Here is a 15,032-nt window from a genome sequence, read left to right as displayed (position 1 = left end):
TGACCTCATAATTTCTTCCCTGCCAAAAGCTTCCTGGAAACCACAGGCTCCCCAGCCCCCTTTGAATGGTCGCTCCAGGCTTCACAGCAAGGGTTCCACCTAGTTCGCTCACCATACAATCTGGACGCTCCATCCTTCACCTCCTACGCTACTTTGGTATCCACATATCTGGACACGTAACCATTCTTCCTGCTGCAACTCATTTGAATTGCGTACAAACCTTCAGCGAGGGAAATGGCGCGAAGTGCGACTCGATATCTCTCTGCAGTGGCATCCAACTTGCTGTTACAGCGGAGCGGACGACTTGGATAACGAAAGGGGTGAACCATGGAACGGACCACAAACCCCGTCACTGTTCGTATTGAGTGGTGTCGGCGACAGGTTGCGCAAGCCCGAACGGAGCCTGAGATGGATGGGTGGCAGGCCGAAGAAAACGGGCTGCGTGATGCCGTGATGAACCGGGATCGTACCGACGATTATCGTCTTTGTCCCCCCGGCATCTTGGAGCGGTATGTGCTGGGCTTTCAAGACGGGACGGTGTTGCTGCGCGCCGCGCGAATTGAGCGGATGATCCATGCTGTGCGGGTTCCGGACCCGGCTCCCCGGATGGGCTGGGACAGTCTACGGGGAGATGAACGATGAATTGCCTACGATGTAACGGCCTCGCCGTTCGAGACGACAGTATCTCGGTACAGATCGGTTCGTCGTCAGACTTTCATGGGTGGCGCTGCGTCAATTGTGGAATGATCATCGACGATGTGATCCGTCATAATCAGCGCGTCCCGCCACCATTGAAGAGATGCGGAAGCTCTGAACGACACCGGTACGAGAGTCAGGCTGCGTGACGACACCGATTCGACGTCCAATCACCCGTCATTTAACGTCGACGGGGAAAGGGCGGAGAGGAGATCGGTGGAGTTCCCATTACGTCCCGTGTAACACACTCTCTGAAGTAAGCGACACACTCTCGGCCTCGCTTCGCCCTTGACCCTGCCCATTGCCGGAACGCAGGAGCTTGTCTCCAAGGCCAACGGCCAGGTTTCGGTAGATGGTCACACCGATGTCTGGACGACGTCGAATGAGATCTTCCAGATCTCGCCGAAGCAGTTCGGCCACTTCGATGGGCTCTGAAACTGTCGCCGTGGCTGAGTGGGGTCTGGCCGAGAGGAGCGACACTTCGCCGCAGCTCTCTCCAGTGTGCACGGTACCGATGACGCGCGAAGAAGGACCGCCGCTGATGGTGACGTGCCCCTGAAGTATAAGGTACAGCCTGTCGGCCGGATCATGCTCGGTAAAGAGCCGTTCGCCCGCCCGCATGCTCCTTACTGCGCAGACCCCAGCCAGTCTCATCGCCTGTTCAGTGTTCATTCCATGAAACAACGGGACCTCTTTGATCGCTTGCGCCATACGTGGGGCGATGATGCAAGTAGAAAACCCTCGCATCACGACGTCGGCAACAGCCTGGACCGGTTCCATCAGACCCAGCGGCCCCAAATCTTGGAGCTTGTTCAAGCGCACCATCTTCATGATGTCGAGCCGTTCCACTTGATAGAACACCATGGCCGGCACATAGGCAACCGGGAGAAAATTCAACTCCAACAGAGTCCTCTGCATGCGAGGCGCATAGGCGCTGACGTCGATTTCAGTGTACTCGATCCCCATCTCCTCACGACACTTCCGTTCCAGCTCAGCCAGAAGAAATCGCACCACATCGTCGGCCAGCGCAATGAGTTCGAACACCCGCACAGTGTGCTCGACTGGGTCCATCGTATAGCCGACTGCCCCGACGATCTGGCCGCCGGAGCGGGCAAGAAAGTAATTAGTTTGACGCGCCTGTAGCTTGAAGAAACCATAATCCAGCCGCATGGGTCCGAAAATCTCTCGATTCCGCACTCGACCTCGTTCGATACGCAGTAAGGCGGGATAGCCCTCGGCTTGCAATTGCTCGAGGCGATAATCCCCGCCGGGAGGGTAGGAGGCGGAGTCTTCGTCCACAATAAAATCCGGTGTGAAGGGCGGCTGGTTCATCACCATATTGGCCAGCGCATAGGCTTCGGGGATGATGCGCGGGTTGTTGCGGCGTAATGCGAGTGCATCGCTGAAATACCGAGCCAGCAGCGCAAAGCTCTCCCGGTGGCGAAAGAAGTGCTTGAGCGGCAGAAAGCCAGTGGCAATGAATCCTTGGGCAAGACTGATGCGCTGGGCATAGGGATGCACGGTACGCGCGACAACAAGTCCCACATGTAAACGGTTCTTGATGGCCTCAAGCCGCTTGTCCATGAGCAGCTTCCCAACCTGCATCCGACGATAGTCCGGATGCACGGCAAGGCGGCCGAATTCTCCGACGAGATCGGAATGGGCTCCGAAGTCGAAGAGCACGGAGGCTGTCCCGACGACGCGGCCTGCTTCCGTATCTTCAGCCACAAGAATAAGGGCATCGTCCGTGAAGACGGAACGCTTCAGCCAGAGTTCATCGTAGAGTTCGCGATGCGGATAATCCGTGCCGTACACGGCGAGGAAGATCTCACGGATCTGGCCGACATCCTCTTCGCGGGCTTCTCGGATTTTGATCATGATCCTCCCGTTGGGGCAGATCAGACGGACGCCGCTTGCTTGTGGAGTTGGTGGCCGGCAATCTTGGCGATGGCCTGATAATACGCCGCCCCTACGGCTAAAGCTTCTTCATCGAAGTCGAACTTACTGGAATGTGCAGGATAGCCTTCTCGGCCGGGAACTTGACTGCCGAATCGGACATAGGCACCGGGTATTTTCTCCAGGTAATAGCTGAAGTCTTCCGCTCCCATATTGGCCGTTTTCAGCGGCAACACATTCGCCTCGCCGACCGCTTCGATCGCAGCACGTCGCGCGAGGGTCGCCATCTCCGGATGATTGACGAGCGGCGGCGTGCCCTCTGTGACCACGATGTGAATCTTCGCCCCATGCAACTGTGCGATGGACTCGGCAATGCGGCGCACGGAGTTGAGCAGTTGTTGCCGGACAGCTGGATCCTGAGCCCGTACTGTTCCTTCCAGTTTGGCCTGTCCCGCAATCACGTTCGGCGCAGTGCCCGCATGAAATTGGCCGACTGAGACAACAGAAGGACGGGCCGGATCCACCTCTCGTGAGACGATAGTCTGCAACGCCATGATCATGAGGCTCCCCACCACCACGGCATCGATGCTTTCGTGCGGTCTGGCACCATGAGCTCCTTGCCCGATGATTTCGATCGTAAAGTTATCGGATGAGGCGTTCACTGGTCCCTCACTCACCACAATGGTACCTGGGTGGTAATGCCGATCCAGATGCCCACCGAAGATCAGGCCCGCACCGTCAAGGACGCCCTCCCTGATCATGGCCATCGCGCCGGTGCCTTTTTCTTCAGCAGGCTGAAAAATCAACCGCACCGGCGCCGGTAAGTCTCTATCTCGGGAAAGCAGCGCAGCGGCGCCGAGCAACATCGTTGTGTGTCCATCATGGCCGCAAGCATGCATGACGCCGTCATGCACCGATGCGAACTCAAGGCCGGTCTCTTCTTGAACGGGAAGCGCATCGGTGTCGGCCCGCAGCACCACGCACGGAACTCCGGCCTCTCCGGGTATATCCGCGACCACGCCGGTGCCCGCCACGTTCGGGCGGTGTCGAACGTCGAGCCGCTGAAGGAATGCGCTGATCACGGCGGCCGTTCGCGCTTCCTGCCAACTTAACTCTGGATACCGATGCAGCTCTCTTCGCACCGCAACCAGTCGGTCATACAAGTCTTGAGGAACGAATGGCATGGGGGTTCTCACTGTACTCAGTTCACCGCGATCAAGCCGGTCCAACCGGACGTCGAGACCTCATCCTTCTTTCGACTGCACGCCTGGTTGATACGTCTCGTACACGTAGACAGGAACGGGTAAGTGGCCGAGATGCTTTTCGATCAAAGGCTTCACGTCTTTCCACTCGAGTCCGCCAACACCGGTCGCCAAACGAGGAAGTGCGACGCTCTTGATCTTCTCACTTTCGATCAACTTGGCGAGGGCTTTAAGACAGTGATTGATGTTCTCGATCGTGGCTTTCCCCGGTTTGGCTCCATGGCTGGAAGCTGGCTCCTGAGTAAACAGACTCACGATTCGCACACCACCTGCACCAGCCCAAGCCCACAATTCTCCGGTCTTTGGCGCAAACGTTTGGCAATAATGCCTGAAATCCTTGTACATGGCAGGCCACTGCTGCCTCAGAGACAACGCGAGGCCGCTCGCGAACCCGTCGTTCGGGGCCACGCCGTGCGCCACCATTTCCGCCCTTGTCCGCAACATATCTCCTTTTACTTCTTTCAACATGGAACCTCCTCTGAATTCTTGGGTCGAAACGGCATGGCACCTCTACGCATGTTGTCTCACACCGCCTCTATCAACATGAAGTCAACCGTACTTGCGAATCTCCTCCCCTTCCGCTATGAAAGTGAGAAGCCCTTCCTAACCGAGGATCTACATCGTGGTTCACATCAAACCGGCGACCGAGGTAGATTTTCCTGCCCTCCTCCACGTGCAAGAGGCTGCGTTCGGTGAATATGCCGGCCTCTACAAGGTAAGCGGCTGGACCACGGAAACCCTTGAGAGCCTGAAAGAGGATGCAAGAGAGAAGCATATTGTTGTGGCGGAAGAGGAAGGTACGATTGTCGGTTCCGTGCGCTTTTGGACGGTGGCCGGCGTGTGCGTGATCCGGTTGCTCTCCGTGAGTCCGACTCACCGGCGTCAGGGAGTCGGCCTGGCGCTGATCCGTGAGATCGAACGAACGACGACCGATGCCCATAAATTTTACGCCTGCACCATGCTGAGCACGGCGAGAAACATTCAGTTCTTTATGAAGCTCGGCTACAAGGCCGAAACGATTCTTCCCGATCACTACGACCATCTCGACCTTCTCTGCTTCGCAAAATACCGCTGAGCCGCCTTTCTCGAGGCACCGCGAGGAATCGTCAGACAACCCATCCTTCCATCGGCGCAACGGTTACGGCGTCTTTGCGCAACGGAATCCGTAGCCGAAGTATCGGTTCGTCGGCTGCGCACTGAACCGGTGAGCGGAACGCAGGAACTCGGCAACGTACAGCCAGGACCCACCGCGTACCACCTTCCCATCACCTTTTGCCGGCCCGATTGGGTTTTTCCGCGGACCATTCTTGTAATAATCATGGTCGTACCAGTCGAAGACCCATTCCCATGCATTGCCGGCCATATCGTAGATACCATACATACTCTTGCCCTCTTCAAACGACCCAACCGGGACTAACGCCATATGGTCATCCCTTTCTTTTCTTCCATAATTCGCGTGGAGCCGACTGGGTGCCTCATTGCCCCAGGGATAGATACGCCCATCCGTTCCCCGTGCCGCTTTCTCCCACTCCGCCTCCGTCGGCAGCCGTTTGCCGGCCCATTTGCAGTACTTGACGGCATCTTCCCAATTGACATTGACGACCGGTCGTCTCTGATGTTGGGGTTGATTCATGATGCTCCAATCCGGAGGCTCTTCCATGTCCGTCACCTCCAGATACCTGGCATATTGGCCTACGGTTACTTCATATTTGTCCATGTAAAAGGCATTCAAATAGATGCGTCGCACAGGCTTTTCATCATCGCCCATCAGGCTCCCCATTGTGAATTCCCCTGCCGGCACCAGTATCATCGGCATGTCTTGGATATCGGTCCATCCCACTCCTCCTGGAGATCCGCCCAATGTCAGCCTGTTCGATACGGCAACGGATCGCTGTCGTGGAAGTTTCGCCTGCAGCTGCAGATAAAGCGCTTGTTGATCGGTAGTGAGACCGAGCTCATTCGCACTGTCCAGGGCGTCTTCCGCCTGTTTCATCCTTTCAGGGGAAATCTTCCCGGAAGCAATCAGCTGCTTCGCCTCGTCCAGCAAGCGCCATGTCGTCACTTCCTCAAGGGACCGCCACACTGTGGCTTTTCGTAAACGCGGTTGCGTCGACCCGGTCGCACTGGACTTGGCATCCAGGTCCAATGCCGTTTCGTAATGGTCCTCCGCACAGGTCCAGGCCTCCAAGCCTCGGCACGCTTCAGCCAGGTTGATATGCGCCTGCGCATTCGACGGCTCTTTCAGGATCCCGGCTTCCAGCGATGCGCGTGCTTCCGCATACTGTTTGTTCTTCAACAGGCTTTCCCCCTTGGCAAAGTCCTGCTCACCGGCACCGGCAGCCTGCGCGATCGCCTCCGGAGCAATGAAGAGACACAACAAGGTCAGCTTTGCCAGCATCTGTCTCATGGAATTTTCCCCTCCCGATTGATGGTGATGACACCAGGAGCCGGCCTCGCCTCCTTGCCATGATGGTTTTCCTCGGCAAACTCACCACATACTCATACAAGTTTAGTGCCCTATGTAGCGGTAGACTCGCGCCTGCGAAGAAAGTCCTTAGGGACCGTTAACGACTCCTTGCTCTCCACCGGTTCATCCCTATCCCATCCACGCCACGCGACGGGAAAAGGACCACCACGCTCGTCTCACTACACCCATTCCGGCGCCTCCTCTGTCTTGACCACCTCCCCCGCGAACATGCTGTAGAGCACAGGCAACACGACCAGCGTCAGCGCCGTCGATGTGAAGAGCCCGCCTATGACGACGCTGGCGAGCGGCCGTTGGACCTCAGCCCCAATCCCCTGGGCCAGCGCCAGCGGCAGGAGCCCCAGCAATGTGGTCATCATTGTCATCACGACCGGGCGAAGACGCAGGCTGCATCCGGTGACGATCGCTTCGTCCGTTGGTTTCCCGCCGCTCCGCAGCTGATTAATGTAGGAGACGAGGACGATGCCATTCCCTACTGCGAGCCCGAACAGCTCGATGAAACCGATGGACGCCGGCACGCTCAGATACTGTCCGCTCAGCCACAGCGAAACCACGCCACCGATCAATGCGAAGGGGAGATTGAGAAAAATCAACGTTGCGTAACGTAGCGAGTGGAACGCCCAGAACAGGAGGAAATAGACGAGTCCCAAGGTAATCGGCACGACGATCGAGAGCCGCGCGTTGGCCCGTTCCATATTTTCGAATGCCCCGCCCCACACGACGCTGTACCCTTCCGGCAGGCGGATCTGCGTCGCCAGCCTCTTGCGGCCTTCATCCACGACGCCGCCGATGTCCCGCCCGACGACATTGAAGCCGATGTAAATGCGCCGCTTCACATGCTCGCGACTGATGCGGGCCGGGCCTTCGCGCATCTCGATCGTGGCAAGATCGCTCATCGGGATCAGTGCACCGGCCGCCGACTTCACCCGAATTTCCTTGATGGTGCCGATACTGTTGCGTTGCGGTTCCGGAAATCGAAGGGTCAACTGAAACCGCCGTTCACCCTCGTACACGTGAGTCGCCACCTTGCCTCCGATGGCAGTGGTGATGATCTCCTGCACGTCGGCCACGTTGATGCCGTAGCGGGCGATTTTTTGCCGGTCGACATCGATGATGAGATAGGGCTGGCCGGCAATCGGTTCGACTTTGACATCTTTGACGCCGTTGACCTGCTGCATCAACGCAGCAATCTCTTGCGCCTTGTCGCGGAGCACATCGAGATCGTCTCCGAACAGCTTGATGGCGCATTGGGTCCTGATGCCGGAGATCAGCTCGTCTACCCGTTCTTGTATCGGCTGGCTCATGAGGACGGAGATGCCGGGGATCTCCGCCAGTTTTTTCCTCATGGCGTCGGTCAACCCTGATTGGGTCCTCGCCGTCTTCCAGAGACTCCGGTCGTGCAAGGACACGATCGGGTCGCTTTCATATAGATCTTCCGGATGGTAGGGAATCTCGGCCCGACCGATTCTGCTCACCGCCAACTTCACTTCGGGAAACTCCAACATGACCTTTTGGGCCTGCTTTTCCATTTCGATGGACTCGGCCAGCGATACACTCGGCAGTTTCACAATCTGGGGGGTCAGGGCTCCTTCCTCAAGCAGTGGAATGAATTCCCGCCCCACGAATGGGATGAGAGCGAGACTGCTCAATACGATGACGATCGACCCGGACAGGACGAGGCCGCGATGCCGGAGCGTCCACCGGAGCACGGGCAGATAGCGCTCCTTCATCCAGCGCGTTACACGGGTTTCTTCCTGATGATCACCGCGCAGGAACAACGAGACGAGCACCGGCGACAGCGTCAGCGTCACCACGACCGAGGCCAGGAGCGCGATTACCAGTGTGTAGGCCAGCGGCGCGAACATCTTCCCCTCCATTCCGTGCAAGGTCATGAGCGGCAGGAAGACGACGCTGATGATCAGAATGCCGAAGAGGATCGGCCGGCCCACTTCTTTTGTGGCCCGCAGAATCACGTCGACCTTGCTCTTTCCAGTCTCCCCGTTGGTCTGCGCGAGATGGCGATATACGTTTTCGACCACGACCAGTGAGCCGTCCGCAATCTCACCGATGGCGATAGCCAGCCCGCCGAGGGTCATCAAGTTGGCGGACAGCCCCAGCCGCTGCATGGCGATGAACGTGATCAAAGGGGTAACGATCAACGAGACGGTCACGACAACGGCACTGCGCACATGGCCCAGAAAGAAAAAGAAGACGAAGACCACCAGTACGATCCCTTCGATCAACGCGTCGCGCACCGTCTGAATGGCGGCATTCACCAGTTCGATGCGATCATAGAATGGGATTAGTTTCGTGCCTGCCGGCAGGATCGTACTCTGTTGCAGATCCTGCACCTTGGCCTTGACCGCTTCGACCACCTGACGGGCATTGCCTCCGCGGAGCATCAGCACCGTCCCAATCACGACCTCCCGTTCCCCATTAAGAACCACGGCACCATGGCGAACGGCGTGGCCTATCCGGACTTCGGCGACATCCCGAACGAATACCGGCGTGCCGCCGACCTCTTTCACGATGATGGATTCGATATCGCCCGCAGTCTTGATCAACCCCAGCCCTCGCACGATCGAGCGGTCGGCATGCCGTTCCAACACATTGCCTCCGACATTGGCGTTGTTCTTCACCACCGCCTCATAGATCTGGTGGATCGTCAAGTCGAACTTACGGAGCTTGGCCGAATCCACCAGGACTTGATACTGTTTCACGAATCCGCCCATGCCGTTCACATCGATCACACCCGGCACGCTCTTCAGCAGAGGGCGGAGAACCCAGTCCTGCATCGTCCGTTGATCCGTCAATTCTCTTTCGACAACCTGAGGATCGGTCGCCGTCGCATGGGATCCTTCGACATAGTAGTGATAGATCTCGCCCAACCCAGTGGTGACAGGAGCCATCACGGGTTCGAGCCCCTCCGGTAGCCGCTCTTTGGCCGCCATGATCCGCTCCAAGACCAACTGGCGGGCGAAATAGATTTCGACGTCGTCTTGAAACACCACCGTGATCTGAGAGAGCGCGAATTTGGAGAGCGATCGGATTTCCGCCAGACCCGGCAGACCCGTCATCTGGAGTTCGAGGGGATACGTAATGAATCGCTCCACTTCGACCGGTGAGAGACCGGCCGCCTCCGTCAGCACCTGCACTTGGATGTTGGTCACGTCGGGATAGGCATCGATGGCGATAGACTGAAAGGCAAAGACGCCGACGACGGATAACAGACAGGCCAGCCCCAGGACCAGGATCCGTTGCCGGAGTGAAAATTCGAGAAGCGCGGCGATCATAGTGAAGGCTCGATCTTATGCCGTTCCATTTCCGACTTGAGAGCGAAGGAGCCCTTTGTGACGACCTGCTCGCCTGCCTTCACCCCTTCCAGTACGCTGACCACGTCGCTCTCTTCGTTCCCCAACTTGACTGTCCGCGCCTCGAACGCGCCGGCCCCCCGCTGAACAAACACCATCTTGCCGGCAGGTCCGTCTTGGATCGCCGCCAATGGTACGCTCAGTGCGTCCGGACCGGATGCTACATACACGCTGACGATGGCGAACATTTCCGGTTTCAACAGACGATCGGTGTTAGGAACCGTGACCCGGAGACTCATCGTGCGAGTTGCGGGATCAAGCACATCTCCGACATAGGTGATCGTTCCGCTGAAGATTGCATGGGGATAGGCTGCCACGACCACATTCACCTTCTGGTCCTTGCGGATGAACCGGACATCCTTCTCCGGCACGTTCCCGATCACCCACACATCCGTGAGATTGGCCACGGTGAACAGCTTTTGTTCCGTCTCGACCACTTCCCCCCGCGTGATGTTGCGTGTGATGACCCGCCCATCGAACGGGGCGCGCAAGGGCATGTCGGCTTTGATCGTCAATTCCCGATCAAGTCTGTCGATCTCCTCCGGTGGCACACCAAGCAGCTCGAGGCGGTTCTTTCCCTCTCGCAGTTCGGCTCGTGCCGTCTTCATGGCAGCTTCGCGTCGTTGCAGTTCCGCCAAGCTGACAGCCTTGTTGTCGTACAGGTCCTTGGCGCGGAGATGCGCCAGCTCCGCCTCATGCAACCGTGCCCCGGCTTTGAGGTAGTCTCCTTCCGCGACGCCAAGGTCCACACTGTGGAGCATTGCCAACAGTGCGCCGTTCTTCACATCCTGTCCGACATCGACATGGACCTTCACAACCCTGCCACGGATCAGCGTGGTGACCTCGGCCAATTCGTTTTGGTTGGCTTGAACGGTTGCGGGAAACTCACGATGGGAAAGAATCTGCCCCTGCACCACCGGCGTAAGTTCCAGCTGCATCCGAGATAACTCTTCCGGCGTCAGCCGCACGAATCCCGGCCGTGTGGGAGGCGAGTCCGGATTGACTGTTGAGATATCCGCCGCCGGTTTGTTCTCGCAGCCGATGCTTGCTGCCACGATTGCAACGGCCACTAGACAACGCATGGCATAGGCCAGAAAGAAGGTCGCGTTCCGATTCAGCCCGGGACTATCCACAAATCACAACTCCTTGGCTGTGTGCTCCAAACCCAGAGACACCTCCCCCTTCTAGCCTTCTCGCACGGGGCATGCCCCTCAAATACGTTGTTTTCTTCGCGCAACGCCTAACAATCGTGGCCTTTTGCTACGATCCGGATTCGATGCCGTAGCAAAACGCGTCAGGCATCCTGAGGCCTCCTAACACCTTGGGTCGTCGATATGAGATACTGATTCCGAAAGGAAGCGGCTCTGTGTATGGAGATCCAGGCGCAATTTCCCGACGAACAATCGCCGGCCGGGGAGTTTACCCGACAGCCCGATGCGTTCCGGGAATGGGTGACCGCCAATGGGAGCTCGGGCTATCCTGCCGAAGCCGGCCGCTATCATCTCTACGTCTCATGGGCTTGCCCGTGGGCACATCGCACGATCATCGTGCGCAAGCTGAAGAAACTCGAGACGGTGATCGGTATGACGGTCGTGGACCCAATTCGCGACGAGCGAGGATGGGCATTTCGCGAAGGCGCGGGACATTCCCTCGACCCCATCAATGGGTTTCAGTTTTTGCGCGAAGCCTATAAAAAGACCGATCCGGCCTATATCGGACGGATGACGGTTCCGGTCCTGTGGGATTGCGTGACCAAACGCATCGTCACCAATTCCGACGATGACCTGATGAGAATCTTCAACGGTGAATTCAATCGATTCACTGAAAGTCCGATCGATTTGTACCCGGACGGATGGCGGCAGGAGATCGATGAGCTCAACACTTTTATCTACGAGAACGTGAACGACGGGGTCTACCGAGCGGGATTCGCCACATCTCAGAGCGCCTATGAACGAGCGGCAGGACGATTGTTCGCCGCCTTGGATCAACTCGATGCGCGTCTTGCATCACGCCGGTATCTCTTCGGACCGGAGTTGGTTGAAACCGACTGGCGGCTCTTCGTCACCTTGGTTCGGTTCGACGCGGTGTACCATGGACATTTCAAGTGCAACGTCCGGCGTATCATCGACTACCCGAACCTCTTTGGGTATCTCAAGGACCTCTACCAAACTGACGGCATCGCTGAAACCGTCAATTTCGATCATATCAAGCGGCACTACTACATCACGCACGACGACATCAATCCTACCCGCATTGTCCCAATCGGACCCGACCAAGATCTTTCCACGCCGCATGGGCGCGCCCGTCTGCGATAGCCGTGGGCCTTTTGACGGGACCATATGCGTATTCGATACATTCTTCCCTTCTTCTGTCCAATTGAATGGACAGTCTTGAGGACATTTCCCCCAACTCACTGGATGCGTTCCGCACACGCGAGGCCGGATAGGCTGCTTTTTGCGGAGTTTAGGGACAGTCCGCTTCGCGCGATTCAAGCACAAGAGTTGCTCCATTCATAGGACAAGCGTTCACGTTGGTCTTAAATGAAAGGAGCCGTTATGGATATGATGTGGCTGTTCGCGCTGGTGATGGGTGCACTCCTCCTCGGTGGGCTTATCGTTTATAAAAAGAGCGTGTAGCGTATCGTCGAGGAATTGGACGTTCCGCTTCGAGAAAACTTCCTTTCCCTGGGGGGTGGCCACGTTGACGGCGTAGGGTTCCCCTGGAGAAGGGACTTTATCCAAGAGCGGTGATGCCCTCGGTTCATCAAACCCTCTCCAACTGATGTTTCGCTCGCCCCTCATACGGGGCGAGCGATGGATGGATGCAAGGTACGCCGGATTCTCGGGGTGATGGGCTTATCTGACGACGAGCACGGAGCATGCGCTCTGGTGTATTAGTTTTGTCGAGACGCTCCCTAAGAGAAAGCGCGCCATAGCGCTTCTCCCCTTCGCTCCCGTGACGATCAGGTCCGGTTGTTCTCGATTCACCACTTTCATGATCTCTTCCGCGGCCGGTCCCACGCGTGGGAATTCCCTGACGCGATACCCGGCCTTCTCAAGCTTGGCCGCCTCTTGGGCAAGCAATTTTTCCCCTGCTTCCTTCACCACTGTGTAGCGCAGAAACGGCATGACGTGCACCAGCAGAATATGAAGTGGCTCGGCCTCGGACTTGACCTTGAATTGCTTGATGAGGAACTGAAGGGCCTTCGTAGATGAGGATGAGCCGTCTGTTGCGAATAGAATCCGCCGAATGGTTTGTGGCGGCTCCTTCACGATCAAAACCGGAGAACGCGCGTGAACCGTAATCGCTGTCGACACGCTCCCCAATACGAAACGGTCGACTGCGTCCAAGCCCCGGCTCCCTACCGCTATCAGTGCAGTCTTGCCCGCACGTCTGAGGAGAGCATGCGCAATTTGTCCCTTCTCCACACGCACCGACCCTTCCAACCCCAGCTCCGCCATACGCTGCTTCGTTTCCATTTCCACCTGCTTGGCTCGAGTCTCTACGAGGTGAATGGCCTCCCCTTCATCGGGTTCGTGCCCACTGACAGACGGGTGCGTGACGAATGGAGCACGAGCCGAGTCGATATCGATCGCATGAACTGCCGTGATATGTGGCGAAGAACGAAACGGCATCTTACTCAGCCATCCTAAGAGCCACTCCGAGTACCGGGAACCATCTACCCCTATTATTGCTTTCATCGCCATCCCATCCCTCCCCACGTTAGAAATCCCCTCATGCGTTCATCTGGACGACCATTTTTCAGGGTTGCATAAGACCTCAATCGGCACATTCTGCAGACTGTTCAAGATGTCGAGTGGAAGGAAACGCATGATGCTCACACCAATCCTTCCGTTCTGTCAAGCCATGAGGCGACGTCTGTTGCAAGAACTCATTACAGACGATGCCGGACAACCGGAGAAGCAATGGTAATGCCATACCTGTAAGGGAAAGCGGCTGAGGGCAGTATCGTTTCTCAGCAAGAAGATTCAGAAATAATTATTGGCCGGTGAGCAGACTTTTGGTACAGTGCGGGACCGCATTGCCGATGAAGGCTTGCATTTCATACGAGGAAGGCACGCAAAGGATGAGGATACAGACTGGTGGTGGGCCGGTTCGGTGGATTGAAAGACCTTGCAGGTTGCTACTTGCCGTTATAGTAATATTGCTTTCAGGGTGTGCGGTACATGAAGGCTCGATGCGCTCCGACGCTCCCTATGTCGAGCGAAGCACACCGTCGGTTCTGCTCGCGGATGCCTCCTCGGCTTCCTCCATGCTTCCCCTTGCAGTCGCTGCTCGCGACCAATCACTGGACGAGCCTGTGGATCCCTTTGCGAAGCCGGGCGAAGAGGCCGTTGAGGAATATGATCCCTGGGAGCCGCTCAATACCAAATTCTTTGAATTCAACCGGCAGCTGGATCGGTGGGTGCTGAAACCGGTCGCCAGAGGATACGACTTCGTCATTCCGAATATTGTCCAGAACGGCGTCAGCAATATCTTCTACAATAGTCGTGTGACTCCGCGGTTTCTGAACAATATCTTTCAAGGTAAATTCAAGGGAGCGGGAATAGAAGTCGGGCGATTTCTCATTAATACGACGGTTGGGATCGGGGGATTCTTTGATGTGGCCCAGCGATTCAATCTCACGACTCCGGAAGAAGATACGGGACAGACGCTTGGATTCTATGGAGTCAAGCCCGGCCCCTATATCATGGTGCCGCTTTTGGGACCGTACACGGTTCGGGATCTTGTCGGGTATGCGGGAGATATTGCCCTCAATCCGATTTACTGGCTGATCCTGCCGACCATGCATAACATCGATGCCATTCCGACCGTGGTCTCTATAGAAGAGCGGGCGCTCACGTATGGCATCTCGATTGGCGCGCGTGCGACGGAAGTTATAAACGAGCGCTCCCTGAATCTGGAAAAGTTCGAGGGTGTGGAAGAATCGACTTTGGATCTCTATGCCGCCGTACGGAATGCCTATCTTCAAAAGCGCGCCAAGGCAATCCGCGAATAACTATCGGATCGGTGCTCGTTTCACCCCTGATCTCCATGGATCGGCTGGTACTGCCGATGAATCGGCTCAAGCCGGGCTTCCTCGCTTGAAATCCCAGCCAGGGTACATCACGGACAATATGAGTGATAGGGATGAATCGGAAGGACGGATGAGAAGAAGACAGACCGGTAACCTTTCGCCCAGCACCTTGACAACTCGCGAGACTAAGCTCACGAGGGACTGAGCCGCTTCACAATAAAACGAGGTGAAGGAATAGACCGCCGATTAGACGCTCTTCTTGTATATGATGATGCCGCCGATGA

General features: G+C 56.9%; 11 protein-coding genes. 4 read left to right on the top strand and 7 right to left on the bottom strand.

Annotated features, from left to right (window positions below):
• The first annotated feature begins 327 nt into the window (after nucleotides 1–327).
• Nucleotides 328–642: a hypothetical protein gene (locus H8K04_00800; protein ID UVT16140.1), complete on the top strand. Its 315-nt coding sequence runs from the start codon at nucleotides 328–330 to the stop codon at nucleotides 640–642.
• Nucleotides 643–924: 282 nt separating this feature from the next.
• On the opposite strand, the gene H8K04_00795 is transcribed toward H8K04_00800, so the two are convergent.
• The 3 genes from H8K04_00795 to H8K04_00785 are packed head-to-tail and all read right to left on the bottom strand — an operon-like array spanning nucleotide 925 to nucleotide 4,322.
• Nucleotides 925–2,574: a GNAT family N-acetyltransferase gene (locus H8K04_00795; GenBank protein UVT16139.1), complete on the bottom strand. Its 1,650-nt coding sequence runs from the start codon at nucleotides 2,572–2,574 to the stop codon at nucleotides 925–927.
• 20 nt (nucleotides 2,575–2,594) lie between these two features.
• Nucleotides 2,595–3,776, bottom strand: coding sequence for an amidohydrolase (locus H8K04_00790; GenBank protein ID UVT16138.1), 1,182 nt, complete (start codon nucleotides 3,774–3,776; stop codon nucleotides 2,595–2,597).
• A gap of 60 nt (nucleotides 3,777–3,836) precedes the next feature.
• A complete protein-coding gene (locus tag H8K04_00785; protein ID UVT16137.1) occupies nucleotides 3,837–4,322 on the bottom strand; it encodes a macro domain-containing protein in 486 nt (161 codons plus the stop codon).
• Between the two features lie 154 nt (nucleotides 4,323–4,476).
• Here H8K04_00785 and H8K04_00780 point away from each other — a divergent pair, with 154 nt between their 5' ends.
• Nucleotides 4,477–4,929, top strand: coding sequence for a GNAT family N-acetyltransferase (locus tag H8K04_00780; protein UVT16136.1), 453 nt, complete (start codon nucleotides 4,477–4,479; stop codon nucleotides 4,927–4,929).
• Between the two features lie 63 nt (nucleotides 4,930–4,992).
• On the opposite strand, the gene H8K04_00775 is transcribed toward H8K04_00780, so the two are convergent.
• The 3 genes from H8K04_00775 to H8K04_00765 all read right to left on the bottom strand — a co-directional run bounded on the left by H8K04_00775 (nucleotide 4,993) and on the right by H8K04_00765 (nucleotide 10,843).
• Nucleotides 4,993–6,261: an SUMF1/EgtB/PvdO family nonheme iron enzyme gene (locus tag H8K04_00775; protein ID UVT16135.1), complete on the bottom strand. Its 1,269-nt coding sequence runs from the start codon at nucleotides 6,259–6,261 to the stop codon at nucleotides 4,993–4,995.
• Nucleotides 6,262–6,500: 239 nt separating this feature from the next.
• Nucleotides 6,501–9,632, bottom strand: a complete 3,132-nt coding sequence (locus H8K04_00770) for an efflux RND transporter permease subunit (protein UVT16134.1) — start codon at nucleotides 9,630–9,632, stop codon at nucleotides 6,501–6,503.
• Nucleotides 9,629–10,843, bottom strand: coding sequence for an efflux RND transporter periplasmic adaptor subunit (locus H8K04_00765; GenBank protein UVT16133.1), 1,215 nt, complete (start codon nucleotides 10,841–10,843; stop codon nucleotides 9,629–9,631). Before H8K04_00765 ends, H8K04_00770 begins: the two co-directional genes overlap by 4 nt.
• Before the next feature lie 237 nt (nucleotides 10,844–11,080).
• Between H8K04_00765 and H8K04_00760 the strand changes: the two genes are divergently transcribed.
• Nucleotides 11,081–12,025 (top strand): glutathione S-transferase family protein, encoded by a 945-nt coding sequence (locus tag H8K04_00760; protein ID UVT16132.1) that lies wholly within the window; start codon nucleotides 11,081–11,083, stop codon nucleotides 12,023–12,025.
• A 540-nt stretch (nucleotides 12,026–12,565) separates the two neighbouring features.
• Here H8K04_00760 and H8K04_00755 read toward each other — a convergent pair.
• Entirely contained in the window at nucleotides 12,566–13,417 is an 852-nt protein-coding gene (locus H8K04_00755) for a universal stress protein (GenBank protein ID UVT16131.1), read from the bottom strand.
• A 491-nt stretch (nucleotides 13,418–13,908) separates the two neighbouring features.
• Between H8K04_00755 and H8K04_00750 the strand changes: the two genes are divergently transcribed.
• A complete protein-coding gene (locus tag H8K04_00750) occupies nucleotides 13,909–14,730 on the top strand; it encodes a VacJ family lipoprotein (protein UVT16130.1) in 822 nt (273 codons plus the stop codon).
• Nucleotides 14,731–15,032: the final 302 nt, after the last annotated feature.

Origin of the sequence: Nitrospira sp. (assembly GCA_024760525.1) — a bacterium.
Lineage (GTDB): Bacteria > Nitrospirota > Nitrospiria > Nitrospirales > Nitrospiraceae > Nitrospira_D.
The sequence above is the reverse complement of the archived record's forward strand: the minus strand, read 5'-3'. Positions and strand labels throughout refer to the sequence as shown.

Coding starts and splice junctions, on each gene's coding strand:
- H8K04_00800 (UVT16140.1), top strand. CDS start 328: ATGGAACGGACCACAAACCCCGTCACTGTTCGTATTGAGTGGTGTCGG.
- H8K04_00795 (UVT16139.1), bottom strand. CDS start 2,574: ATGATCAAAATCCGAGAAGCCCGCGAAGAGGATGTCGGCCAGATCCGT.
- H8K04_00790 (UVT16138.1), bottom strand. CDS start 3,776: ATGCCATTCGTTCCTCAAGACTTGTATGACCGACTGGTTGCGGTGCGA.
- H8K04_00785 (UVT16137.1), bottom strand. CDS start 4,322: ATGTTGAAAGAAGTAAAAGGAGATATGTTGCGGACAAGGGCGGAAATG.
- H8K04_00775 (UVT16135.1), bottom strand. CDS start 6,261: ATGAGACAGATGCTGGCAAAGCTGACCTTGTTGTGTCTCTTCATTGCT.
- H8K04_00770 (UVT16134.1), bottom strand. CDS start 9,632: ATGATCGCCGCGCTTCTCGAATTTTCACTCCGGCAACGGATCCTGGTC.
- H8K04_00760 (UVT16132.1), top strand. CDS start 11,081: ATGGAGATCCAGGCGCAATTTCCCGACGAACAATCGCCGGCCGGGGAG.
- H8K04_00755 (UVT16131.1), bottom strand. CDS start 13,417: ATGGCGATGAAAGCAATAATAGGGGTAGATGGTTCCCGGTACTCGGAG.
- H8K04_00750 (UVT16130.1), top strand. CDS start 13,909: ATGCGCTCCGACGCTCCCTATGTCGAGCGAAGCACACCGTCGGTTCTG.